21 protein-coding genes are annotated in these 21,706 nt (G+C 54.9%); 10 read left to right on the top strand and 11 right to left on the bottom strand.

Annotation, left to right across the window (positions count from 1 at the left end; all coding sequences use genetic code 11):
* The first annotated feature begins 297 nt into the window (after positions 1 to 297).
* The 4 genes from fusA (at position 298) to KP814_RS10185 (ending at position 5,256) form a co-directional block, all read left to right on the top strand.
* Positions 298 to 2,334, top strand: coding sequence for an elongation factor G (gene fusA, locus KP814_RS10200; protein WP_216736679.1), 2,037 nt, complete (start codon positions 298 to 300; stop codon positions 2,332 to 2,334).
* Positions 2,335 to 2,658: 324 nt separating this feature from the next.
* Entirely contained in the window at positions 2,659 to 3,126 is a 468-nt protein-coding gene (locus KP814_RS10195; protein ID WP_216736678.1) for a CesT family type III secretion system chaperone, read from the top strand.
* A 21-nt stretch (positions 3,127 to 3,147) separates the two neighbouring features.
* The gene (locus tag KP814_RS10190; protein WP_216736677.1) at positions 3,148 to 4,176 is read left to right on the top strand and encodes a hypothetical protein; all 1,029 of its coding nucleotides are present in this window, start codon (positions 3,148 to 3,150) and stop codon (positions 4,174 to 4,176) included.
* Positions 4,177 to 4,329: 153 nt separating this feature from the next.
* Positions 4,330 to 5,256, top strand: a complete 927-nt coding sequence (locus KP814_RS10185) for a glutaminase (RefSeq protein ID WP_216736676.1) — start codon at positions 4,330 to 4,332, stop codon at positions 5,254 to 5,256.
* Between the two features lie 61 nt (positions 5,257 to 5,317).
* Here KP814_RS10185 and nagA read toward each other — a convergent pair whose 3' ends face one another.
* Genes nagA through nagB form a run of 3 tightly spaced genes read right to left on the bottom strand, consistent with a single transcriptional unit; the run spans position 5,318 to position 8,117 of the window.
* Positions 5,318 to 6,457 carry an N-acetylglucosamine-6-phosphate deacetylase gene (nagA, locus tag KP814_RS10180; protein WP_216736675.1) on the bottom strand — a complete coding sequence of 380 codons (1,140 nt, stop codon included), beginning with the start codon at positions 6,455 to 6,457 and terminating at the stop codon, positions 5,318 to 5,320.
* Positions 6,451 to 7,335 (bottom strand): BadF/BadG/BcrA/BcrD ATPase family protein, encoded by an 885-nt coding sequence (locus tag KP814_RS10175; protein ID WP_371824047.1) that lies wholly within the window; start codon positions 7,333 to 7,335, stop codon positions 6,451 to 6,453. Before KP814_RS10175 ends, nagA begins: the two co-directional genes overlap by 7 nt.
* A complete protein-coding gene (nagB, locus tag KP814_RS10170) occupies positions 7,332 to 8,117 on the bottom strand; it encodes a glucosamine-6-phosphate deaminase (protein WP_216736674.1) in 786 nt (261 codons plus the stop codon). Before nagB ends, KP814_RS10175 begins: the two co-directional genes overlap by 4 nt.
* 293 nt (positions 8,118 to 8,410) lie before the next feature.
* Here nagB and KP814_RS10165 point away from each other — a divergent pair, with 293 nt between their 5' ends.
* The 5 genes from KP814_RS10165 (at position 8,411) to KP814_RS10145 (ending at position 13,782) form a co-directional block, all read left to right on the top strand.
* Complete coding sequence (locus KP814_RS10165) at positions 8,411 to 9,685, top strand: ABC transporter substrate-binding protein (protein ID WP_216736673.1); 1,275 nt, start codon at positions 8,411 to 8,413, stop codon at positions 9,683 to 9,685.
* 145 nt (positions 9,686 to 9,830) lie between these two features.
* Positions 9,831 to 10,760, top strand: coding sequence for a carbohydrate ABC transporter permease (locus tag KP814_RS10160; protein WP_216736672.1), 930 nt, complete (start codon positions 9,831 to 9,833; stop codon positions 10,758 to 10,760).
* Positions 10,761 to 10,774: 14 nt separating this feature from the next.
* On the top strand, positions 10,775 to 11,659 hold the full coding sequence (locus tag KP814_RS10155) for a carbohydrate ABC transporter permease (RefSeq protein WP_253938288.1): 885 nt from the start codon (positions 10,775 to 10,777) through the stop codon (positions 11,657 to 11,659).
* Positions 11,660 to 11,729: 70 nt separating this feature from the next.
* Positions 11,730 to 12,881, top strand: a complete 1,152-nt coding sequence (locus tag KP814_RS10150) for an ABC transporter ATP-binding protein (RefSeq protein ID WP_216736671.1) — start codon at positions 11,730 to 11,732, stop codon at positions 12,879 to 12,881.
* 82 nt (positions 12,882 to 12,963) lie between these two features.
* Positions 12,964 to 13,782 (top strand): GntR family transcriptional regulator, encoded by an 819-nt coding sequence (locus tag KP814_RS10145; RefSeq protein ID WP_216736670.1) that lies wholly within the window; start codon positions 12,964 to 12,966, stop codon positions 13,780 to 13,782.
* Positions 13,783 to 13,873: 91 nt separating this feature from the next.
* Here the strand turns inward: KP814_RS10145 and KP814_RS10140 are convergent, their stop codons facing one another.
* The 3 genes from KP814_RS10140 to exbB are packed head-to-tail and all read right to left on the bottom strand — an operon-like array spanning position 13,874 to position 15,532.
* Positions 13,874 to 14,710 (bottom strand): energy transducer TonB, encoded by an 837-nt coding sequence (locus KP814_RS10140; protein WP_216736669.1) that lies wholly within the window; start codon positions 14,708 to 14,710, stop codon positions 13,874 to 13,876.
* On the bottom strand, positions 14,707 to 15,087 hold the full coding sequence (exbD, locus tag KP814_RS10135) for a TonB system transport protein ExbD (RefSeq protein ID WP_216736668.1): 381 nt from the start codon (positions 15,085 to 15,087) through the stop codon (positions 14,707 to 14,709). Before exbD ends, KP814_RS10140 begins: the two co-directional genes overlap by 4 nt.
* 7 nt (positions 15,088 to 15,094) lie before the next feature.
* Positions 15,095 to 15,532: a TonB-system energizer ExbB gene (gene exbB, locus KP814_RS10130; RefSeq protein WP_216736667.1), complete on the bottom strand. Its 438-nt coding sequence runs from the start codon at positions 15,530 to 15,532 to the stop codon at positions 15,095 to 15,097.
* 247 nt (positions 15,533 to 15,779) lie between these two features.
* Between exbB and KP814_RS10125 the strand changes: the two genes are divergently transcribed.
* Positions 15,780 to 16,670: an ABC transporter substrate-binding protein gene (locus KP814_RS10125; protein ID WP_216736666.1), complete on the top strand. Its 891-nt coding sequence runs from the start codon at positions 15,780 to 15,782 to the stop codon at positions 16,668 to 16,670.
* A 47-nt stretch (positions 16,671 to 16,717) separates the two neighbouring features.
* Here KP814_RS10125 and KP814_RS10120 read toward each other — a convergent pair whose 3' ends face one another.
* The 5 genes from KP814_RS10120 to KP814_RS10100 all read right to left on the bottom strand — a co-directional run bounded on the left by KP814_RS10120 (position 16,718) and on the right by KP814_RS10100 (position 21,704).
* Positions 16,718 to 18,478: an ABC transporter substrate-binding protein gene (locus KP814_RS10120; protein ID WP_216736665.1), complete on the bottom strand. Its 1,761-nt coding sequence runs from the start codon at positions 18,476 to 18,478 to the stop codon at positions 16,718 to 16,720.
* Between the two features lie 74 nt (positions 18,479 to 18,552).
* Complete coding sequence (locus KP814_RS10115; RefSeq protein ID WP_041599056.1) at positions 18,553 to 18,825, bottom strand: DUF2160 domain-containing protein; 273 nt, start codon at positions 18,823 to 18,825, stop codon at positions 18,553 to 18,555.
* Positions 18,826 to 18,836: 11 nt separating this feature from the next.
* Entirely contained in the window at positions 18,837 to 19,637 is an 801-nt protein-coding gene (locus KP814_RS10110) for a carbohydrate ABC transporter permease (protein WP_305858151.1), read from the bottom strand.
* A gap of 103 nt (positions 19,638 to 19,740) precedes the next feature.
* Positions 19,741 to 20,610: a carbohydrate ABC transporter permease gene (locus KP814_RS10105; protein ID WP_216736663.1), complete on the bottom strand. Its 870-nt coding sequence runs from the start codon at positions 20,608 to 20,610 to the stop codon at positions 19,741 to 19,743.
* A complete protein-coding gene (locus KP814_RS10100; protein WP_216736662.1) occupies positions 20,607 to 21,704 on the bottom strand; it encodes an ABC transporter ATP-binding protein in 1,098 nt (365 codons plus the stop codon). The genes KP814_RS10105 and KP814_RS10100 overlap by 4 nt, the downstream gene beginning before the upstream one ends.
* Between the last annotated feature and the right edge of the window lie 2 nt (positions 21,705 to 21,706).

Below are 21,706 nucleotides of genomic sequence, written 5' to 3'. Positions count from 1 at the left end.
ATTTCGGACGCTTATTCAACATCGCCAAGCAATGGTTTCGTTATGAGAACTTACGACAAGTACATCGCAGCAATAGTCCCAGCCCAAGGGCCGGAGTTCTCGCGCCTATCCCTTGGTGCTTCCACTTTTTCCACGCTTGTTCGTCCTGTTTTTGTAATGGGTAAGCGCGGAACGCCAAAAGACCGGGAAACAACTTAACGCTCCCATGACGCCTCTTGCGCCCTGGGAGTAAAACCTTCCGGGCGTATTCAGAAAAACCTGTCCGGAAGAGAGATTTCAGGTTTTCAGAGGTTTGTTATGAAACTTCAAAAGTTAAGAAATATCGGCATCATCGCTCACGTTGACGCAGGCAAAACCACCTTGACCGAAAGGTTGCTGCACTTTACTGGCGCTCTGCACAGCATGGGCGAAGTGCATCATGGCGGAACCGTCACCGATCACATGGTTCAGGAACGCCAACGAGGCATCACTATCGCCAGCGCGGCGGTTACAGTGGGCTGGCGGGATCATCGCATCAATATTATTGATACGCCTGGTCACATCGATTTCAACATCGAAGTGAATCGCTCGTTGCGCGTGCTGGACGGCGCAGTCGTGGTTTTCGACTCCGTAGCCGGCGTTGAGCCGCAGTCGGAAACCAACTGGCGATTGGCGGATCAGTACGGCGTGCCGCGCATATGTCTGGTCAATAAAATGGACCGCATCGGCGCTGATTATTTACGCGTGGTGAATATGATTCGCGAACGGCTTGGCGCCAGGCCGCTGGTGGTTCACTTGCCGGTCTTCGTCGAAGAAATCTATGTCGGTTTGATCGATTTGACGACCATGACCCTGCATCGCTGGAACACGGATGATGGCTGGAAATATTCGTCCGAAGACATTACGCCTGAGTATCAGGAACAGGCTGCGCATTATCGGGCGCAACTGGAAGAAACCCTGGTTGAGCTGGATGATGAGCTCCTGGAAGGCTGGCTCAATGGAGCCGCCTTGCAGACTGATGATCTGCGACGACTGATTCGTCAGGGCGTTGTCAGTGGCGCATTCGTTCCTGTGTTGTGCGCGTCTGCATTCAAGAACAAAGGCGTGCAGATGGTGCTGGACGCGGTGGTTGATTACCTGCCTTCGCCGCAGGATGTGAAAGGCGTGGAAACCGTCGATGGCGCTCAGGTTGTGGAAGCGGACATCGAAGGCGCCTTCGCTGCATTGGCCTTTAAAGTGGTGAACGATAAACACGGCGCTTTGACGTATGCACGGGTTTATCGGGGTTCGCTTGCAGCAGGCTCGCGGGTGTTGAACGCCAATGTTGGTCAATATGAACGCATTGGCCGCATATACGAAATGCACGCGGACCGTAAGGTGGCGCGTGATCGTATCGGCGCCGGCGACATTGTATCGCTGGTCGGCATGAAGCACACGCAGACCGGCGATACATTGTGCGCCCCGGAAGCGCCTTTGGTGCTGGAGCGCATCAATGCGCCGGAACCGGTTATGGATATCGTGATCGAGCCTAAATCCAGACAAGATCAGGATCGTCTGGGTGAAGCATTGCGTGCGATTGTTGGCGAAGATCCCAGTTTGCGCCTCAGCACGGGCGCAGCAGGAGAAACGCTGGTGTCAGGCATGGGCGAACTACACTTGGAAATTGTGGTGGACCGACTGCAAACGGATTACGACATCGCCGTGGCGATTGGTCGACCACAGGTGGCGTATCGGGAGACGATCACGCAACTGGCTGCTGTGGACTATGTCTACAAGAAGCAAAAAGGCGGACCCGGTCAGTTTGCGGAAGTGCGCATGCACTTTGAACCCATCGCCGGTGACGGCATCGAGTTTGAAAGCCAAATCGTCGGCGCGGCCATCCCGCGGGAATATGTTCCCGCAGTGGAAGACGGCGTCAGACAGGCTGCGCGCTCTGGCATATTGGGCGGTTATCCCAGCGGCGGCTTCAAGGCGGTGTTGCTGGACGGCTCCTACCATGCGCAGGATTCGTCGCAGCTGGCGTTCAGCGTTGCCGGACGGGAAGCCTTCAAGGAAGCCATGTCGCAGGCGGCGCCCAGACTGTTGGAGCCCGTGATGGCGGTTGAGATTGTGACGCCTCGCGACCACGTCGGCGACTGTATTGGCGACCTCATGCGACGTCGTGGTTCGATCCTCGTCCAGGCGGACCGAGGCGACGCCTGCGTCATCAACGCGGAAGCGCCGCTGGCGGAAATGTTTGGCTATATCGGCGACCTGCGCACTATGACGGCAGGACGAGCCAGCTTCTCCATGACGTTCTCGCACTACGCGGAAACGCCACAGGGAGTCGCCGACTCGGTACTTAACGCCGATTGATCTTAATCACCCAGTGCGAACTGTGTTCCACACTCAAAAGGGGCCCGGAGTTATTCCGGACTCCTTTTTTCTTTCATTTTTCAATAGATAAATCGAGATAGCGATTCAAGCTGCCCGTCATCTTTTCCATCGCGTTTTCAAGCGCGCAACTTTGCCCTGCAAGATGTTTCTTACTGGTTATTAGTCCGCATGTGTTTCCAATCATGTGCGTCGTAGATGGACCTACCGTGGGAGAAGAAAACAAGAAAGTCGCCATGACAGCCGCTAAGACTGTCGCCCGTATTTCTTGATCTTCATATTCATTCAACCTGCAGGATCACTACTATGTCTACCCGGGAAACCGTCAACGCGTTACTGTCAGATCTCGCCAGTCAGTTGAATCTGTCGTTTCTGAAACTGAATGAAAACGGAATATGCGCTTTTGAAAACCCTGAAGGCGTCAAATTTCTGATTGAAGCGCCTGAGCACAGCGCTCTGGTGTTTATCGCCAGTCCAATGCAGTTTATGCCGAAACTGAATGATCAGCGTCGGGAATTGCAGCAGCATCTGCTGGAAGGGAACTTCTATTTTCATAACAATCTCGGCGCCGTATTTAGTCTGGATACCCGGGAGGACCGAATATATCTGCAGTACAGTTTTCCCGTCGCATTTCTAGACAAAGACCTGTTCGGCAATATCCTGAATAATTTCATTACCTACGCTACCCACAGCTATAAGGAACTGCAGGATAACTTTTTTGCGGAAACGGCTGCGCCAGAGCATAAGCCACCCATGTTTTACCAACGTTTTTAAGCGTTCTGGAGGCATAAAGCTATGCAAGTCAGTCATTCAACGCAATCTGTTCAGACCCAAACCGGGGCGACCCCGGAAGTAGTAACGCATGAGACTACTAAGGCCTCACACCCTTATGCCGGTTTGAGCGCCTCGCCACCCAGCGCCAACACGGCTCCGGATAATGCAGGCTCAATGAGTCAAACCGCGCTGAATAACCTTTTACCCACTCTGCGCCGTTCAGACTCTATGGAACTGAGTCATTTGGAAAAATCTCATTCCCAGGGCGTGGGAATAACGTCGCAAGGCAGAGTCAGCGTCATTAGAAGTGGCGCGGAACTGCAGAAGTCGGTTGCCCATACGCAAGTCATGGAGAAGATTTCTGAACGGGGGCAGACCAAAACTAAAATGTGGGATGCTGGCGGTTCGTCGGATAGTCCGGCCAAGACTTACACCAAAGATCAGGTTAAGGATAATACGGCGCTCACTAAAGAGGATGCCTGGGGAACGGGACGAGGAGATATTCATAAAGGGAATAATTCCCGCAACACTCCGTCATTTGAAGCTAATGTCTCCAAACAAGACGCTGAGGCGTTGATGTTGTCGCAGATGCAAGACTTGGTGAAGAGCAAGATTATTGGCAGCGGCAATTTACAAAAGGGAGATGTTGTTCGCTTGGAGTTTCATGGCAACGAGGGGCCCTGTGATGGTTGTAAAGGTCGCCTGGAAGCGTTCACTGTCTCTCTGAAAGCTCACTTGGAGACAAAGGGCGTCAAAATCGAGTCAGATATATTTTATAACCAGGACGCAGTGGCGACGCAGCGCGCCGGTTCCGATACCTCATATGGCTGGCTGGGGGCGATAGGCGACATCAAAGAAAGCTACTTAGCGGAAACATCCAGGCTTTCTTCATATTCAGGCAATCAGACGGAAATATTGTCTGACTCTAAATACGGCTCAACGGGCAAAGAGAAGACCTTGCATGGCGCCAGACTTCACTTTGCAGAACCGCCCAAGCCGTCGACAGTAGACGTTGCAGTACAGACGGATCAGCAAGACCAAAAAGTTTAACTGATAGGATTTACCGCCAGGGACTGGCAATGACTCAACCTGGGACCTAGCATAAGTTAAGCGCCCGGCACTGCGTACATCCGCGCATTGTCTGGGCTGGATGCGGCGCCTATATTTTTCGGCCCGGCACATTAACCTGACATTGCTGAGTCCATGAAGTTACAGAAGTCCGAACTCCCTGCATTGCTTGAGCGTATTTATTCTGAGGTGACGCCTTTGTATGGCGTAGGTAAGACGGCGGATTACATTCCTCCTCTGTCGAGGGTGAATCCGCGCCAGTTCGGCATGGCGATTCGCTTTGTCGATGGTGATGAATTTACGGTGGGCCAAGCCTCGACGCCTTTTTCCATTCAGAGTATCTCCAAACTGTTCGCCCTTATGCTGGCCTTGGACATCGTGGGCGACGACTTATGGAAGCGGGTGGGACGCGAACCTTCCGGTATGCGCTTCAACTCATTGTTGCAGTTGGAGAATGAAAACGGCATTCCGCGTAATCCTTTTATCAACGCCGGCGCTATTGTGGTGACCGACACCATCGTTAATCACAGTGCGTCTCCGGTGAAACGTCTGGAGCAGTTCATGGCGTCGCTGTCCGGTAATGTATTCAACCGGTACGACCCGGAAGTTTATGTTGCTGAAGCGCGTACGGGATATCGCAACGCCGCCATCGCTAACTTGCTTAAGGCGCTGGGTAATCTGGAAGGTGAAGTGGATGTAGTGCTCGACAGTTATTACAAGCAGTGCTCCATGACCATGAGCTGTCTGGATCTGGCGCGCGCCACCGAGAGTCTGGCCAATAAAGGTAAATCCAGTTTCCGCACACAGTTTCATGGCGAACGCATGGACAAACGGGTCAATGCCTTGATGCTGACTTGCGGGCTGTACGACGCCGCCGGTAATTTTGCGTATCAGGTGGGGTTGCCTGCCAAGAGCGGCGTGGGAGGAGGCATTGTGGCGGTGTTGCCCGGCTATTTCTCCGTTGCGGTGTGGTCGCCGGAACTCGATAACTACGGCAACTCAGTGCTGGGCCAGAAGGCGCTGGAGTTACTCACTCATTACACCAGCAGTTCTATCTTCTGACGTCACTCATCCTGAGAGTCTGTATGGGTAGGAAGGGGCGTCAGCGGGGCGCTCCAGGTATTTAGTCTTTCACCCCGCCTATCCAGGTTTCCTCGACCTCTAATTGGTCATTCAACAATACCAAATCAGCGCGATATCCCGGCGCAATACGGCCGTACTCGTCATCAATCCCCAGGAATTGCGCGGGATACAGCGACGCCATACGCAGCGCTTCCTCTACGTCGAGGCCAATAGCGCTGACGGTATTACGCACTGCGGTGGCCATATCCAGGTCTGATCCCGCCAGCACGCCTAGCTCCGTCGCCAGTCGACCGTTACAGCGCACCAGTTTCTCGCCCAGCAACTCGAACTCTTCACCCGGCATGCCGACAGAATGCATGGCGTCGGTGACCAGCATGATTTTTCCCTGAGCCTTGGCGCGCAGGGCGATACGCATAGTAGCTGGATGCACATGATGATTGTCCGCGATCAGGCCACACCAGCTGTCGGCGTCATCCAGCGCGGCGCCGACGACGCCAGGATCGCGATTGCGCAGCGGCGTCATGGCGTTGAACAGGTGAGTAAAACCTGTCGCCCCTTCCGCCAGCGCCTGATGAACCTGCTCATAACTGGCGGCGGTATGTCCCAGGCAGACGTGAACGCCACGCTCCCGCAGTTTGCGTACAAAGCCTTCCGGCACTTTTTCCGGCGCCAGGGTGACGATAGTGACGCCAATGTCGCCGAGGCTGCTGAGCAACTGCAGGGCGTCGGCTTCTGGTTCACGAATAACCGATTCCCGATGAACGCCTTTGCGGGCCACGTTCAGATAAGGTCCTTCCAAATGAATGCCGAGCACCCCCGGCGCGCCTTCGCGTAATGCGGCTTCCACCGCGCGCACCGCAGCTTCCATTTTGTCGCGGGTGTCGGTGATCAGCGTCGGCATGAAAGCGGTGGTGCCGTAGCGCCGATGGGCGGCGCCCATTTCCCGCAGCACCGCTGGACTGGGGTTGTCGTTGAACAAAGCGCCGCCGCCGCCGTTGACCTGAACATCGATATATCCTGGGGCCAACAACATTCCATTCAGAGAGAGACGGACCGCATCTGCGGGAATTTGATGCTCGGGCGTGATGCTGTGAATGCGTCCGCCTTCGATGATTAACGCTTGTTGCGAGAGTAGGGTCTCGCCGGTAAAAATCCGGCCATCAGTTAAGGCTGTTAGCATTCGCTTATCTCGGACTTCTGTTTGATCAGTAAGATGGCGCCGTCCAGCGCGTCCCCCAAAGGAGAGGTCAGGTAAGGCGTAATATCCCGCGGCAACCAGGGGACAATGGCTTCGCTCAGGCCCCCCATGATGCAGACGGCGGGCGCGCCTAGATTAATCAGGCCGCGAATCATCAACGCCGCTTCATCGGCGGTTTTCGCCAATAACTGCGTAGCGACGGGGTCATCCAGGCGGGCGTGCTCGAACACCAGTGGAACGAAAGCGGCGTAATCTCTGGGTTTGGCCTGATCCATCCAGGCCACGACGTTTTCCTGGTTGTTGTCGAAGCGCTGCATGACGGCGTCGGTCAGCGCCGAGGCCGGCTGCAGTCTTTCGAACGCCAGCAGGGAGTGACGCAGCGTGTTCAGGCCGAGCCAGGCGCCGCTGCCGCAATCCGATACCGGGAAACCCCAGCCGCCCAGTAAGTGAAATTCATGATCTATCGTGGCTACGGCGCAGGAGCCGGTGCCCATGATTAATATGCCGCCGTTGGCGCCATTGAAGGCTCCCAGACAGGCGGTATGTGCGTCGGTAAGCAAGGCCAGATCCGCGAACGGGTGAGGGTGGTTCAATACCAGTTCCCGTTCTTTCTTCTGCGCGACCCCCGCCAGACCAAAGCCCGCGTGAATATAAGGCAGCGCCTCGTCATCCAGATTCGCCGCCGTCAGCGCCTGACGGGTGGCCAGCATAATATTGGCGTAGGCGAAGTCAAGGCCCAGGCGCGGATTGGCGCCCCCTGCGAAGCCTTCGCCGAGGAGGCGGCCATCGGCGGCGCAGAGGCGGGCGCGACAGGAGGTGCCGCCGCCGTCGACGCCGAGATACATAGGTTGCTGCGTCACAAATAGGCCCCCTGTACGCGTAAAGTTTCGCTCTGCACCCAACGATAATAGTCGATCAACTCCAGTTTGGAGGCGGCTTCCGTGTCCACGATCACCAGCGCGGACGGATGCATCTGCAAGGCGGAAGCTGGGTGCATGGCGCTGATTGGCCCTTCCACCATGGCTTTGACCGCATCCGCTTTGGCGGCGCCCGCCGCCAGCAGCATGACTTTGCGCGCATCGAGGATCGTACCAATGCCCATGGTGATGGCCAGATGCGGCTGCTCTTCGTCAGCGGAAAAAAAGCGGCTGTTATCGCGAATGGTTTCCTGGGTCAGGGTTTTCGCGCGGGTGCGAGAGCTCAGGCTGGAAGTGGGCTCATTAAAACCGATATGACCATTACGGCCAAGCCCCAGTATCTGCAGATCAATGCCGCCGGCGCTATGGATTTTATCTTCATAGGCGCGGGACTCCGCCATGGGATCGCCCATGCCGCTAGGGATATGAGTGTTCTCGGGAAGAATATCAATGTGGTCGAATAACTGCTTCTGCATGAAGCTACGGTAGCTCTGCGGATGTTGCGGGGCAATACCAATGTACTCGTCCAGATTAAAGGTGCGTACCTGACGGAAGCTCACCTCTCCCTGCTGGCGCCGCTGAATCAAGTGTGCATACAATGCAATGGGCGTGCTGCCTGTGGCGAGACCCAAGACCGCAGCCGGTTTGTCCTGTAATAAACGAATGCACTGTTCGGCGCCCATCCGGGCCACTGCTTCCGGGGAATCTGCGATGATGACGCGCATAAGATCTCCTGCTGATTCAACGCCCTCTGAAGCAAGCATCCGGGACGTTCGATCGAAGACAATACCTTTTTAATACCATTAATATAATAAGCGCACATGCGGACGAATAACAGCCCCAAATTTAGATAAAGGCGCCATTTTTGGACAAAGGTATTAAATTTCAGCGCTAGGAAGGCTTGATTACCACTTTGCAATGGGTTTATATTGGTATTGTCAAATAAAAATACCAATTATTCTCCGGTATTGAGTACGAGCTGTTGAATCACTAACAACCTCTATGGGAGAAACAAGCGATGAGCTTTTTAACAATAAAGGGTGCGTTTCGCCATGCGGCGAAGATCGGGTTGGGCGTTTTCGCCCTGACGACATTAACTGCAGAAGCCGGCGACAAGCTGGTCATCGAAAGCTGGCGCAACGACGACGCCAAAGTCTGGAACGACGTTATCATTCCCGCCTTCAACAAAAGTCACCCCGATATCAAAGTCACTTTTACCCCTACACCTCCCGCAGATTACAACTCGGCTCTACAGGCTAAGCTTCAGGCGGGCACGGCTGGCGATCTGATAACCTGCCGTCCGTTTGACGTGTCCCTGGCTCTTTATCAGAAGGGCAATCTGGAGAAGTTGAACGATCTTGAAGGCATGAATAACTTCCCTGAAGTCGCCAAAACCGCATGGTCCACTGACGACGGTAAAGATGTATTCTGTCTGCCAATGGCCTCGGTCATTCACGGTTATATCTACAATAAGGAAATTTTCAAAGAACTTGGTTTGTCCGTACCCAAGACGGAGTCCGATTTCTTCAAGGTGCTGGAGAAGATCAAGGATGAATCCCGCTATACACCGCTGGTAATGGGCACTGCTGACCAGTGGGAAGCCGCCACCATGGGCTTCCAGAATGTCGGTCCCAACTACTGGAAAGGGGAAGAAGGACGCAAGGCCCTGATCGACGGCAAAGAGAAGCTGACCGACCCTGAGTACGTGAAAGTCTGGGAGCATCTGGCGAAATGGAAACCTTTCCTGGGCCGGGGCTATCAGGCGCAGAAATATGCGGATTCGCAGAACCTGTTCACTCTGGGGCGCGGCGCAATCTATCCCGCCGGCTCCTGGGATATCACCACCTTCAACGAGCAGGCCGACTTTGAATTCGGCGCCTTTCCTCCGCCAACTCCAGATGGCCAGAAAACCTGCTACATCAGCGATCACACTGATATCGGCATGGGCCTGAACGCAGGATCCGCCAACAAGAAGGAAGCCCGTATTTTCCTATCCTGGATGGCGGGTCCGGAGTTCGCAGAGCTTTATGCTAACCAGCTGCCAGGTTTCTTCCCGCTGGGCAACCACAAGATTTCCATCAAAGATCCTGTGGCGAGCGAATTCCTGAGCTGGCGCGGACAGTGCGAACAGACCATTCGCAACTCTTACCAGATTCTGTCTCGCGGCACGCCCAATATGGAAAACCAGCTTTGGAACGTGACCGTGCAAGTGCTGAACGGCTCCATGGCGCCCAAAGCGGCGGCGGAAGAAGTCGAAAAAGGCCTGAAAACCTGGTATCAGCCGCACATGTAATCTTCCGTTAGTGAAGATCCCGCCCCGGCGCTCCGTATATAAGGAGCGCCGGGCGCATAATAAACACAGCCGCAGACGCATTATCGCCTGTGCAAAGGCAAACCGGGGCGGGCTTTCCGTCTCTCACCGGCTTGGTGTAGCTATTATGACTCACTCTGATATACGCAAACCTTTTCCATGGCACATCCTGGTCTTTCTGGGACCCGGACTGCTGATTTATCTGACTGTCAGCGTATACCCGTTGCTGGATACGCTAAGACTGGGCTTTTTTAGTGAAGACGAAAGCGGCGCCACCTTTTTTGTCGGTATGCAGAATTACGCCAACCTCCTGTTTAGCGAGGTCTGGTCGGAGCCTTTCTGGAACGCCCTGAAAAACAATTTAATGTTCTTCGTTATCCACATGCTGCTGCAGAACCCTATTGGTCTGCTGCTGGCTCTGCTATTGAGCTCGCCGCGGCTGCGCCTGAGTGGAACCTATCGCACTCTGCTGTTCATGCCGACCATGTTGTCGGTGGTGATTGTCGGCTTCGTGTGGCAGTTATTGCTGAGCCCGCTTTGGGGGATTTCCGAAGACTTCATGTACAACATCGGGCTGGGCGATTATTTCGACGCCTGGCTTGGGAAAGAAGGCACGGCGTTAGTGACGCTGTCGTTAATTTCCGTGTGGCAGTTCGTCGGCATTCCCATGATGCTGATTTACGCCGCACTGCTGAATATTCCTGAGGATCTCAATGACGCCGGCGTGGTGGACGGCGCCAATAGCTGGCAAATCTTCTGGAATATCAAACTGCCTTTGTTGCTGCCCACCATCAGCATGGTGTCGATCCTGACCTTCGTCGCCAACTTCAACGCCTTTGAACTGATCTACGCAGTGAAAGGCGCGCTGGCGGGCCCCAATTTCTCCACGGACATCATGGGCACCTTGTTCTACCGCACCTTCTTCGGCTTCCAGCTGCAGCAGGGTAGCCCCACCATGGGCGCGGCGGTGGCGACGCTGATGTTCCTGATCATCCTTATCGGCGTGGCGATTTACCTGTTCTTCGTACAACGGCGCATCCAGCGCTTCCAACTGTAACGGGGAGGCGAACTATGCTAAACAAGATGACGCTGACTATGCCTTGGAGCGGTATGAATAAACTGACGTTAAAGCCGGATCTCGGTAAAAAGTTGATGGTGCACGCAGTGTTGCTGACCTACACCGTCATCGCTTTGTTCCCGATTCTGGTGATTCTGATCAACTCATTCAAAACCCGTAAGGCGATCTTTAACGACCCGCTCGGGTTGCCGGACGCGAGTAGCTTCACGCTGGTCGGTTTTGAGGAAGTGCTGGCGCGCTCCTCGTTCGATGTGTTTTTCTTCAACAGCCTGATCGTGACAGTGTTGTCGCTGTTCTTCGTGTTGTTGTTCGGCGCCATGGCGGCCTGGGCGTTGACGGAGTACCGTTTTCGCGGCGCGCTGTTTATCGCGGCGCTATTCGCCATGGGCATCATGATTCCAATTCGTCTGGGCACGGTGAGCATCCTGCAGCTGATGGTGGACTTGGATCTGGTGAACACCCGCACCTCCCTTGTCTTGGTGTACATCGCGCAAGGGCTGCCGCTGGCGGTGTATATCCTGTCGGAATTCATACGCACCATTCCGAAAGAACTGAAAGAGGCGGCCCGCTGCGATAATGTCAGCGAATACAAAATCTTCTTCCAGATCGTGCTGCCCTTGATTCGTCCGGCGATGGCGACAGTGGCGGTGTTCACCATGATTCCTATCTGGAACGATTTGTGGTTCCCGCTGATACTGGCTCCCGGCGAAAGCACGCAGACCATTACATTGGGTGTGCAGCAGTTTATCGGTCAGTTCGTGACGGACTGGAATGCGGTGTTGTCCTCTCTGACGCTGGCGATTGCGCCGGTACTGGTGCTGTATCTGGTTTTTTCACGCCAATTGATTCGCGGCCTGACGGCGGGAGCGGTGAAATGAGCGGCGTAATCTATATTCGTGGCCTGCGTTCCGGCGCACCGGCGGGGCTATGTCGGACAAGAGGTGAGTAATGGCTGACGTACAACTTAAACAGATTAAGAAGAGTTACGGCCAGGTCAATGTCCTGCACGGCATAGATCTGGACATCAAGCACGGCGAGTTCGTGGTGTTGGTAGGCGCGTCCGGATGCGGTAAATCCACATTGCTGCGCCTGATCGCCGGTTTAGAGGACATTAGCGGCGGCGAACTGCTGATCGACAACAAAGTGGTGAATCATCAGCCGCCCGCCAAGCGCGGCATCGCCATGGTGTTCCAGTCCTACGCTCTGTACCCGCACATGTCGGTGTTCAAGAACATGGCTTTTGGCCTGAAAATCTCCGGCAAGGACAAGAACTTCGTGCGGGAAAAAGTGGAGCACGCCGCCAAGATACTGCAGATCGATCATCTGCTGGAGCGTTTGCCCCGGGAATTGTCTGGCGGTCAACGTCAGCGGGTGGCGATAGGGCGCGCTATCGTGCGCGATCCTAATGTGTTTCTGTTCGACGAGCCGTTGTCCAACCTGGACGCCGCCTTGCGGGTGCAAACCCGGGTGGAGATCGGCAAGCTGCACAAAGACCTGGACGCAACCATCATCTACGTCACCCATGATCAGGTCGAGGCCATGACCCTGGGCGATAAGATCGTGGTGATGAACAAGGGCAGGGTGGAGCAATGCGGTTCGCCTCTGGAGCTGTATCGTCATCCTCGCACGCAGTTTGTCGCCGGCTTCATCGGCTCGCCGAAAATGAACTTCATGAAAGGGAAAGTCTCTGTAAAAACAGAGGGCTCCATTTATGTGAAACTGGCTGACGGCGTTGAAGTGGAAGCCCGCGTGGAAAGCGGCGCCATTGCTGTTGGCGAAGAAGTGACGGTCGGCGTGAGACCTGAACATTTGCAGGAAAGCCTTCACGGCGAAGGCCGGTTAAAAGGAAAAATTAACCTGGTCGAGCATTTGGGTGAAGTCAGTTATATATACATGACATTGACGGATGGATCTGAAGTTGTCGTGCGTGGAGACGGCGAAACGGAAGTGAAAGTGGGCGAAGAGATATACGCTGACTATCAACCGCAGAATGTTCATGTATTCAATGCGCAGGGACTGGCTTTCAAACGATTAACGGCAGCGGAAGCCGATGCGCCGGCGGCTGCCATGATTAGGCAGGCAGCCGGTGGAAATACCTGACTTTATTCAAGTTTCTGCTATGCTAGCGTCTTCTCGCAGCTCAAAAAGCAAATCTACTGCTAAGAACCTACGTCAAGACGCTATGAGCAAACCAGACAGTCTGATTACGAAAATCTTCGGAATACCGGAGCAAATCTCGCGGCACTCCGCGCCGTTGTATCTGCAATTGCAGACCAAGATCCGCGAGGCGGTGGACGCTGGCGTACTCCGCGCCGGCGATGTGGTGCCCGCGGAGCGCGAAATCGCCGCCGCCATGAAAGTTTCCCGCGTCACGGTGAGGCGCGCCATCGACGATCTGGTGGAAGAAGGCCTGCTGACCCAGCGCCAGGGTGCGGGCACATTTGTGACCGAGCGCGTGGAACAGCCGCTGAACTATCTCAAGAGCTTCTCTGAGATCATGCAGGAGCGCGGCAAAAAGCCGGGCTCTCGCTGGCTGGACCGTTCCGTTGGCGTGCCCCACGAAGATGAACGCGTGGCGCTGAAACTGGCGGTGGATAGTGAAGTGGTGCGTTTCCATCGTCTGCGTTTGGCGGATGATAAACCCATGGGGCTGGAAGTGGCGACGATACCGCGACAGTTTCTGGACAATCCGTTTGAAGTCACCGGGTCGCTGTATGAAGCGCTGGCGGAAAAGGGATTGCGTCCGGTTAAAGCGTTGCAGCGTCTGCGCGCTATCTCCATTGATGAAACCCGCGCCAAGCTGCTGGACATTCCTGTGGACAGCGCCGTTCTCTATATCGAGCGTTTAGGCTTGCTGGAAGATGGCGTACCCATCGAGTTCACGCGTTCCTATTTCCCTGGCGACGCTTATGACTTCGTCGCGGAGATTCGCAACGTATCTCACTATGCGCCAATGGGCTTTCACAAGTCGGATGGCGTTGAGGAATACGACGAGGACTGAGCGCGCTGAGTCGGGTCGTATTTAATTTAGACAGAATGGAAGTAAGGTGGACGGCGATAGCCGGCTCCACCTTATTTTTTATCACGCCAAATCAATTCAACTGAAACCGAATCGGCACCGCCATTTTCCAATGGGTGCGCTCAAGCTCATCTGGAATAGGCTCGAACTGGGCCAAGGTGACCAGCGCTTTGACGGCGGCTTCGTCCAGACGGGAAATACCGGAGCTGTCCCGCAAACGCACTTCCGCAATATCGCCGCTTTTTGTAATGGTGAACTCCACCGTGCTGGTGCCTTCCTGGCGGCGGCGCTTGGCGCTCAGCGGGTATCTCTTGTTCTTCTCCAGGGCCAGTTGCAACGCATTGATATAGGCCTGTTCAATACTGACGATCTGCGCTGAGCTTAGCTGCAGCTGCTCCGCAATGGCTGGAGCCGTGGAGATATCCGTATGCGGGTCTGGTGAAGGAACGGGGTTTTCCGCCACTTCCTTGTTGGGTTCAGGGTCGACTTTGGCGACTTCCTCTTTTTTGGTGGGCTGAGACGTCTTTACCTTTTCGACGACTTTTTTCGGCTCAGGCTTTTTCTTAACCGGCTTCTTGGGTTCTGCCGGCTTTTCCACCTTGGCCACCTCCGGCTTGGGCTCGGGAGGCGTCTCTACCGGTTTAGGCGTTTCCTCTACGATTTCAGGCTCGGGCTCTTCAATGACCGGCTGTTCGGTTTCCACCACCTCTTCCACTTCTGGCGCTGGCTCCGCTTCCGGTTGCTTCGCCTCTACCTGTTGCTCGACGATGCGCATTTGCGACAGCACCAGGGACACTGGCGCGGCGGCGATGGGAGCCGGCGCTGGCGATGAGACGCCGGAAATCAGCCAGGCTGCGAGCGATACGTGCAGACATAGAGCGACGGTGATTCCGATGATATGGCGTTTCATTGGTTACGACTGGCGAGTACGGAGAAATTGGTCAGTGAATATTTCTGCAGCAGGTCGGCGACCGCTACAAAGCTTTTGAAATCCGCCTGACTGTCGACCTTGAGAGTGATCGGGCTGGATTTCCCCAGCGCTTTCAGGTGACTTTCCATTTGTTCCAGAGACGCGGCTTCATCCTGGTAGTAGTAAAGATTTTCCTTGTCGATAACGATATTCACCGCGTGTTCCGGCGCGGACTTGTTGGAAACGTTTTCCGCACTGGGCAGTTCAATGGGGATTTTACCCTGCACCACGAAGGTGGCGGTGGTCAGCACGATGGCCAGGAGCACCAGCATGATGTCGATAAACGGAATGACGTTGATCTGATCAAACTTTTTCATCGTGGGCCTAGCTCCCCTGGCGGGTATCTCTGTCGGCGCGCCATAGCGCCTGTGTGACTTCCACTTTGCGGGTCAGCGCGTTGTAAATCATCAGGGTGGGGATCGCCACCAGCAGGCCCAGGGCGGTGGCTTTCAATGCCAGCGCCAAACCGCTCATGATGGCGCCCACTTCCACATTGCCGTTTTGGCCGATCTGATAAAAGGTCAGCAGAATGCCGGCGACGGTGCCCAACAGGCCAACATAAGGGGCGTTGGCGCCGATGCTGGAAATAGTGGTGAGGTGCTTGGTCAGGTCGACGGTGAGTCGATCGAAATTCTGGTAATCCGGCAGCGACAGGGCGCGCATGAACAGCCAGCGTTCGATGGACAGCCAGACGACGGTGAAGCTCATCAGGCCCAGGATGCCGAAAATGGTGAGATCAAGGTATTCAGAAAGAAGTTCCACTACGCCTCCCTTTGCGTCCGGCGCTGAAACGCTGTTGCGATGGAGTGGATCGCCGGGCTGCAAGACTAATTTGGGGATCAAAGACGAAAAACAATAATCATACACAAATGAAAATGATTATCAATAAGTAGCTGAGGCGACGATAGCGTGGAAAAGTCCTTTTGGGGGGGGCCAACCAGGTCCGACGCGGGAATGGGATTTATCGACTACTATTTAATTAAATCATCAAGGCTTTATTTGGGGAATTATGGGCGCACCACCTCGTTTTCACCGCTATAGCCGTACGCCTCGTCGCCTTGCCGGTCTGGCGTTAGCGCTGTTGTTGTCCGCCACCTCAGCCTCCGCCGCTTCCGTGGGAGTGTGCGATACGCTGAATGTGACCGGCAATCCCGAGTATCCGCCATTCTTATGGCGGGATCGCGATAACCCGGATCAGCTTATTGGAGTAGCCGTAAGGTTGCTGGAGATCGCGCTGGAGCCGGAAAACATCACAGTCGAATCACGTTATGTCGGCCCCTGGTCCCGGGCCCAGGTGGAGGCGCAACTGGGACGGGTGGATATGCTTACCGGCGCCTTTATCACCGAAGAGCGGCAGACTTATATGGACTATATCAAGCCGCCCATGATGATTATGCCCAACGTCATTTTTGTAAAAAAAGGCAAAGCCTTTCCAATGAACAGCTGGCTGGACCTCAAAGATCGCCATGGCGATACTCTGATCAACAACAGCTTTGGCCAAGAATTTGATGAATTTGCTGAGCGCCAATTGAACATTGAAGAAGTCCGTTCAATTGAGTTTGCGTTTGAGCGCCTGTTGCTGGGGCGCACTGACTATGTGATCTATGAGCTGTATCAGGGGTACGCTATCGGCGAGGTCAGGGGGTTCAAAGGTGAGATCGAGCATTTGCCGACCCCTATCAGCTCGGAAGGGCTTTACTACACCGTGTCGAAAAAATCTCCTTGTCACAATCCGGAACTGATTGATTTCCTTAACAAGAGACTGCGTGAGCTGGTGGATAAGAAAGCGCCGGAGAGTCTGGTGGAGCGCTATATGACGCTATGGCGCAAACAGGCCACAGCCATCGATATCTCAGAAATTTCCTCCCTTAGAACGAAAAAAAGCCGCTTCTCAAAGTGAGAAGCGGCAAACTCCCAGGATATTGAAACGCTGAGGGCAGGTTTCAATTACTTGCGTGCGTCCTCCCAGGACTTGATCAGAGCGTCATAGCTGACGGTCTCGCCTTTAGGTTTCTCGTTAGCCAGTTTGGCTTTCGGAGAACCAGGCTGATTCAGCCAATAGCTCGGGTCCTTCTTCTCGTTCAGCTTGGGACCGCACTCGCCCTGTACATTGGCGCGTTCAAGGCGCTGTAGTACTCGGTCTTGTGCTTCCGCCAAACCGTCCAAGGCTTGCTGCGGAGTCTTCTCGCCGTTGGCGGCCTCCGCGATGAACTGCCACCACAACTGGGCCAGTTTCGGATAGTCAGGCACGTTGGTGCCGGTAGGCGTCCACTGAGTACGGGCCGGGCTGCGATAGAACTCGATCAGACCGCCCAGTTTCGGCGCCACAGTGGTCATGTCTTCAGACAGGATGTCGGACTCGCGGATAGGAGTCAGACCCACCAGCGTTTTCTTCAGAGAAACGGTTTTGGCTACGGTGAACTGCGCGTACAACCATGCCGCCAGACGACGATCATCCGGAGTGGACTTCAAGAAAGTCCAGGAACCGGTGTCCTGATAGCCCAGCTTCATGCCGTCTTCCCAGTAAGGTCCTCTGGGAGATGGCGCCATCCGCCACTTCGGCGTGCCGTCTGCGTTAACTACTGGCAGACCAGGCTTGGTCATGTCCGCGGTAAATGCGGTGTACCAGAAGATCTGCTGAGCGACGTTGCCTTGCGCAGGAACCGGACCGGCTTCAGAGAAGGTCATGCCCTGTGCTTCAGGCGGCGCGTATTTACGCAGCCAGTCTACGTATTTAGTGGTGGCGTAAACCGCCGCCGGGCCATTGGTGGCGCCGCCGCGTTCTACGCTGGAGCCCACTGGACGGCAACCGTCGACGCGAATGCCCCATTCGTCAACGGGAAGTCCGTTAGGCAGTCCTTTGTCGCCCGCGCCCGCCATGGAGAACCAGGCGTCAGTGAAACGCCAGCCCAGGGAGGGGTCTTTCTTGCCGTAATCCATGTGGCCGTAAACGCGCTGACCGTCGATGTTTTTGACCTTGTCGGTAAAGAACTCAGCGATGTCCTCATAGGCCGACCAGTTCTTGGGAACCCCCAGCTCATAGCCGTAGATTTCCTTGAACTTTTTCTTGAGGTCGTCGCGCTGGAACCAGTCATAGCGGAACCAGTACAAGTTGGCGAACTGCTGGTCTGGTAGCTGATAGATTTTACCGTCTGGGCCAGTGGTGAAGGACAGGCCGATGAAGTCCTGCAGGTCCAGGGTCGGCAGAGTCAGGTCTTTGCCGTCGCCTTCCATCATGTCGGAGATAGGGACAACTTTTCCGTAGCGGAAGTGGGTGCCGATCAAGTCGGAATCGTTGATGTAACCATCATAGATGTTGCGGCCGGACTGCATCTGAGTCTGCAGTTTTTCGACCACGTCGCCTTCCTGAATCAGGTCGTGGTTAATCTTGATGCCGGTGATTTCATAAAATGCTTTCGCAAGTACTTTGGATTCGTACTCGTGAGTGGTGATGGTTTCGGAAGCAACGTTGATTTCCATACCGCGGAAACGCTTCGCCGCCTCGGTGAACCACGCCATTTCTTTCATCTGTTCTTCTTTCGACAGCGTTGAAGCGGTGAACTCGCTATCCACCCATTTCTTCGCTGCGTCACTATACTGGTCCGCCCAGCTCGCACTACTTGAGACCATCGCCACTGCCGCAGCTAAGCTGGCCAGCTGTAGCTTCATTGGTCCGGTGGGCAGTTTAACCTTATTATTTTTTTTCATGTCTACCTCTCTAATTGTTAGTTGGTTGGCTTCCATGCAAAGTCCATTTGAATCCCTATGACGCAGGGGGCGGTTTACCCCCACCTCATTACAATTCCCATCCAAAGAAGGGAAATGATCGTCGCTATCCACACCGCCATGCTGGTGAAGCCCACAAATGCCAGGTGGATATAGGCGCTGCCGAGCAACCCGATAAAGAGACGGTCGCCACGGGTGGTCAAAAGCGGCAGAAAACCTCTACGTTCAATACTTGGTGACTTCAGCTCCCAAACCGTCATCGCAATCAGAATGAGCACGATGGTGGTGAAGAAGCTAGCCGTTGGTACAGTCCACGCCATCCAGTTCATACAAAACCCCCTTACACACGACCCAAAGCAAAGCCTTTGGCGACATGGTTACGGACGAACCAGATCACCAATACGCCAGGAACTATAGTGAGGACGCCTGCGGCTGCGAGCACACCCCAATCGATGCCTGATGCGGAGACGGTCCGCGTCATGACGGCTGCGATGGGTTTGGCGTCCACAGAGGTCAGCGTCCGCGCCAGAAGCAGCTCCACCCATGAGAACATGAAGCAGAAGAATGCTGTGACGCCAATGCCGGAACGGATCATGGGGATGAAGATTTTGATGAAGAATTTCGGAAAACTGTACCCATCAATATAGGCGGTTTCGTCGATTTCGCGAGGCACTCCGCTCATGAAGCCTTCCAGAATCCACACAGCCAGCGGCACGTTGAACAAACAGTGCGCCAACGCGACGGCGAGATGGGTGTCGAAAAGGCCGACAGAGGAATACAACTGGAAGAAAGGCAGCAGGAATACCGCCGGCGGCGCCATCCGGTTGGAAAGCAGCCAGAAGAACATGTGCTTGTCGCCGATGAACTTGTAGCGGCTGAAGGCGTAGGCCGCCGGCAGCGCGATCAACAGGCTCATGATCATGTTCAGAGACACATAGTAAATGGAGTTTACATACCCCATGTACCAGCTGGGATCAGTGAAGATCTTGATGTAGTTGTCAAAAGTGATGTCCTGTGGAAACAGGCTCAAACCGCCCAGAATCTCCGCATTGGTCTTCAGAGACATATTGAGTAGCCAGTAGATCGGTAGCAGCACGAAGGCGATGTAGGCCACCAATCCGAATTTGCTGCGACTGAACATAGACATTACCCCTCTGGTTGCTTTGGCGGAGTCCCTGGCGCCTGTTTCGGCGGCCACGTTGGCCGCCAGATTTACGTTTTGTTGACTCATTACCTACTCCTCATTAGCGGCCGTCGCGGCTGATGTGCATGATGGTGGTGTAGAACAACCAGCAAACCAGCAGGATGATGAGGAAGTAGATCAGGGAGAACGCTGCCGCGGGACCCAGGTCAAACTGTCCAACCGCCATCTTGGTCAACGACTGACTCAGGAAGGTGGTGGAGTTGCCGGGACCGCCGCCGGTCAATACGAACGGCTCGGTGTAGATCATGAAAGAGTCCATGAACCGCAACAGCACGCCGATGATCAGTACGTTGGTGAGCTTCGGCAGCTGGATGAAGCGGAACACCGCCCAGCGTGAGGCGCGGTCGATGCGCGCAGCCTGGTAATACACTTCAGGAATGGCGCGCAGACCGGAGTAGCACAACAGCGCCACCAGCGGAGTCCAGTGCCAGACGTCCATCAACAATACGGTCAGCCATGCGTCCACCGGGTCGCCAGCGTAGTTATAGTCAATGCCCATGGCGTTGATGCCCCAGCCAAAGAGGCCGATGTCGGCGCGACCGAAAATCTGCCAGATGGTGCCGACCACGTTCCAGGGAATCAGCAGGGGCAGGGCGATGAGAATCAGGCTCAGGGAAGCGGCCTTGCCTTTGGTCGGCATCAGCAGCGCCACGCCGACGCCCAAAGGAATCTCAATCAGCAGTACGGCGAAGGAAAACAGGAATTGACGCACCAAGGCGTCATGCAAACGGGCGTCGTTCAGCATTTGCTTGAACCACTCAACGCCGACGAAGTAAGCGGTGTTCTGGTCAAAAATGTCTTGCACGGAATAGTTGACCACCGTCATCAACGGAATGATGGCGGAGAAAGCTACAATCAGGAATACCGGTAATACCAGAAACCAGGCCTTATTGTTTTCTACCTTGTTCATTGGTCGCCCTCCAGCAGGAATTCATCCACATAGACCTTGAGCCATTGATCCGGGAAGCTGATGAAAGCGACGCCTTGCGGCACTTTCTGGTCTTCCTGCAGGCGCGCTTTCATTTCCACGCCGCCGAGGTAGAAGGTCATGATTTTGTAGGTGCCCAGATCTTCCACAAACCTGACGTTAACCTGCATGGCTTCGTCGTTGGCTTCATCCCAGACATGGACGAATTCGGGGCGGATGCCGATTTTGATGTTGTTGCTGCGGATCTGTTTCAGACGCTCCATCACCTTTGGCCGCATGGGCAGTTCGACGCCGCCGAAGGTGACGCCATTCTCCGTCAGCTCCACGCTGACCAGGTTCATGCCCGGGCTGCCGATAAAAAAGCCGACAAAGGTGTGATTCGGCGCTTCAAACAGGTCGCGGGGCGTGCCGAACTGCACGATCTGGCCTTCATACATCACCGCGATTTTGTCGGCGAAAGTGGAGGCTTCCAACTGGTCGTGGGTGACGTACACCATGGTGATGTTGAACTGCTCGTGGATCTGCTTCAGCTTGCGGCGCAGTTTCCACTTCAAGTGCGGGTCAATTACCGTCAGGGGCTCGTCGAACAGAATGGCGGATACATCATCCCGCACCAGGCCGCGTCCCATGGAGACTTTCTGCTTCTCGTCCGCGGTCAGGCCCTTGGCTTTCTTATCCAGCAATGGAGTCAGATCCAGAATGGACGCGATCTCATGAACTTTGCTTTTGACCTTGTGTTCCGGCGTTTTCACGTTACGCAGGGGAAACGCCAGGTTATCGAACACGGTCATGGTGTCGTAAATCACCGGGAACTGGAAAACCTGGGCGATGTTACGGGCTTCCGGCGGCAACGTATTAACGCGTTTACCGTCGAACAGCACGTCGCCATCGGAAGGCGCCAGCAGTCCGGAAATAATGTTCAACAGGGTGCTCTTGCCGCAGCCGGAAGGGCCTAGCAGCGCGAAAGCGCCCCCTTGCTCCCAGACGTGGTCCATCTTGCGGATGGCGTAGTCGTCGTCGCTTTGGGGGACGGGCGCATAGGAGTGCGCCAACTGAGATAGTCTGATTTCTGCCATGG

The sequence above is a fragment of the Hahella sp. HN01 genome (assembly GCF_018986435.1).
Lineage (GTDB): Bacteria > Pseudomonadota > Gammaproteobacteria > Pseudomonadales > Oleiphilaceae > Hahella.
The sequence above is the reverse complement of the archived record's forward strand: the minus strand, read 5'-3'. Positions and strand labels throughout refer to the sequence as shown.

What these genes read in the sequence shown, in the direction of transcription:
- fusA (WP_216736679.1), top strand. Translation starts at nt 298, where the DNA reads ATGAAACTTCAAAAGTTAAGAAATATCGGCATCATCGCTCACGTTGAC.
- KP814_RS10195 (WP_216736678.1), top strand. Translation starts at nt 2,659, where the DNA reads ATGTCTACCCGGGAAACCGTCAACGCGTTACTGTCAGATCTCGCCAGT.
- KP814_RS10190 (WP_216736677.1), top strand. Translation starts at nt 3,148, where the DNA reads ATGCAAGTCAGTCATTCAACGCAATCTGTTCAGACCCAAACCGGGGCG.
- KP814_RS10185 (WP_216736676.1), top strand. Translation starts at nt 4,330, where the DNA reads ATGAAGTTACAGAAGTCCGAACTCCCTGCATTGCTTGAGCGTATTTAT.
- nagA (WP_216736675.1), bottom strand. Translation starts at nt 6,457, where the DNA reads ATGCTAACAGCCTTAACTGATGGCCGGATTTTTACCGGCGAGACCCTA.
- nagB (WP_216736674.1), bottom strand. Translation starts at nt 8,117, where the DNA reads ATGCGCGTCATCATCGCAGATTCCCCGGAAGCAGTGGCCCGGATGGGC.
- KP814_RS10165 (WP_216736673.1), top strand. Translation starts at nt 8,411, where the DNA reads ATGAGCTTTTTAACAATAAAGGGTGCGTTTCGCCATGCGGCGAAGATC.
- KP814_RS10160 (WP_216736672.1), top strand. Translation starts at nt 9,831, where the DNA reads ATGACTCACTCTGATATACGCAAACCTTTTCCATGGCACATCCTGGTC.
- KP814_RS10155 (WP_253938288.1), top strand. Translation starts at nt 10,775, where the DNA reads ATGCTAAACAAGATGACGCTGACTATGCCTTGGAGCGGTATGAATAAA.
- KP814_RS10150 (WP_216736671.1), top strand. Translation starts at nt 11,730, where the DNA reads ATGGCTGACGTACAACTTAAACAGATTAAGAAGAGTTACGGCCAGGTC.
- KP814_RS10145 (WP_216736670.1), top strand. Translation starts at nt 12,964, where the DNA reads ATGAGCAAACCAGACAGTCTGATTACGAAAATCTTCGGAATACCGGAG.
- KP814_RS10140 (WP_216736669.1), bottom strand. Translation starts at nt 14,710, where the DNA reads ATGAAACGCCATATCATCGGAATCACCGTCGCTCTATGTCTGCACGTA.
- exbD (WP_216736668.1), bottom strand. Translation starts at nt 15,087, where the DNA reads ATGAAAAAGTTTGATCAGATCAACGTCATTCCGTTTATCGACATCATG.
- KP814_RS10125 (WP_216736666.1), top strand. Translation starts at nt 15,780, where the DNA reads ATGGGCGCACCACCTCGTTTTCACCGCTATAGCCGTACGCCTCGTCGC.
- KP814_RS10120 (WP_216736665.1), bottom strand. Translation starts at nt 18,478, where the DNA reads ATGAAAAAAAATAATAAGGTTAAACTGCCCACCGGACCAATGAAGCTA.
- KP814_RS10115 (WP_041599056.1), bottom strand. Translation starts at nt 18,825, where the DNA reads ATGAACTGGATGGCGTGGACTGTACCAACGGCTAGCTTCTTCACCACC.
- KP814_RS10110 (WP_305858151.1), bottom strand. Translation starts at nt 19,637, where the DNA reads ATGTTCAGTCGCAGCAAATTCGGATTGGTGGCCTACATCGCCTTCGTG.
- KP814_RS10105 (WP_216736663.1), bottom strand. Translation starts at nt 20,610, where the DNA reads ATGAACAAGGTAGAAAACAATAAGGCCTGGTTTCTGGTATTACCGGTA.
- KP814_RS10100 (WP_216736662.1), bottom strand. Translation starts at nt 21,704, where the DNA reads ATGGCAGAAATCAGACTATCTCAGTTGGCGCACTCCTATGCGCCCGTC.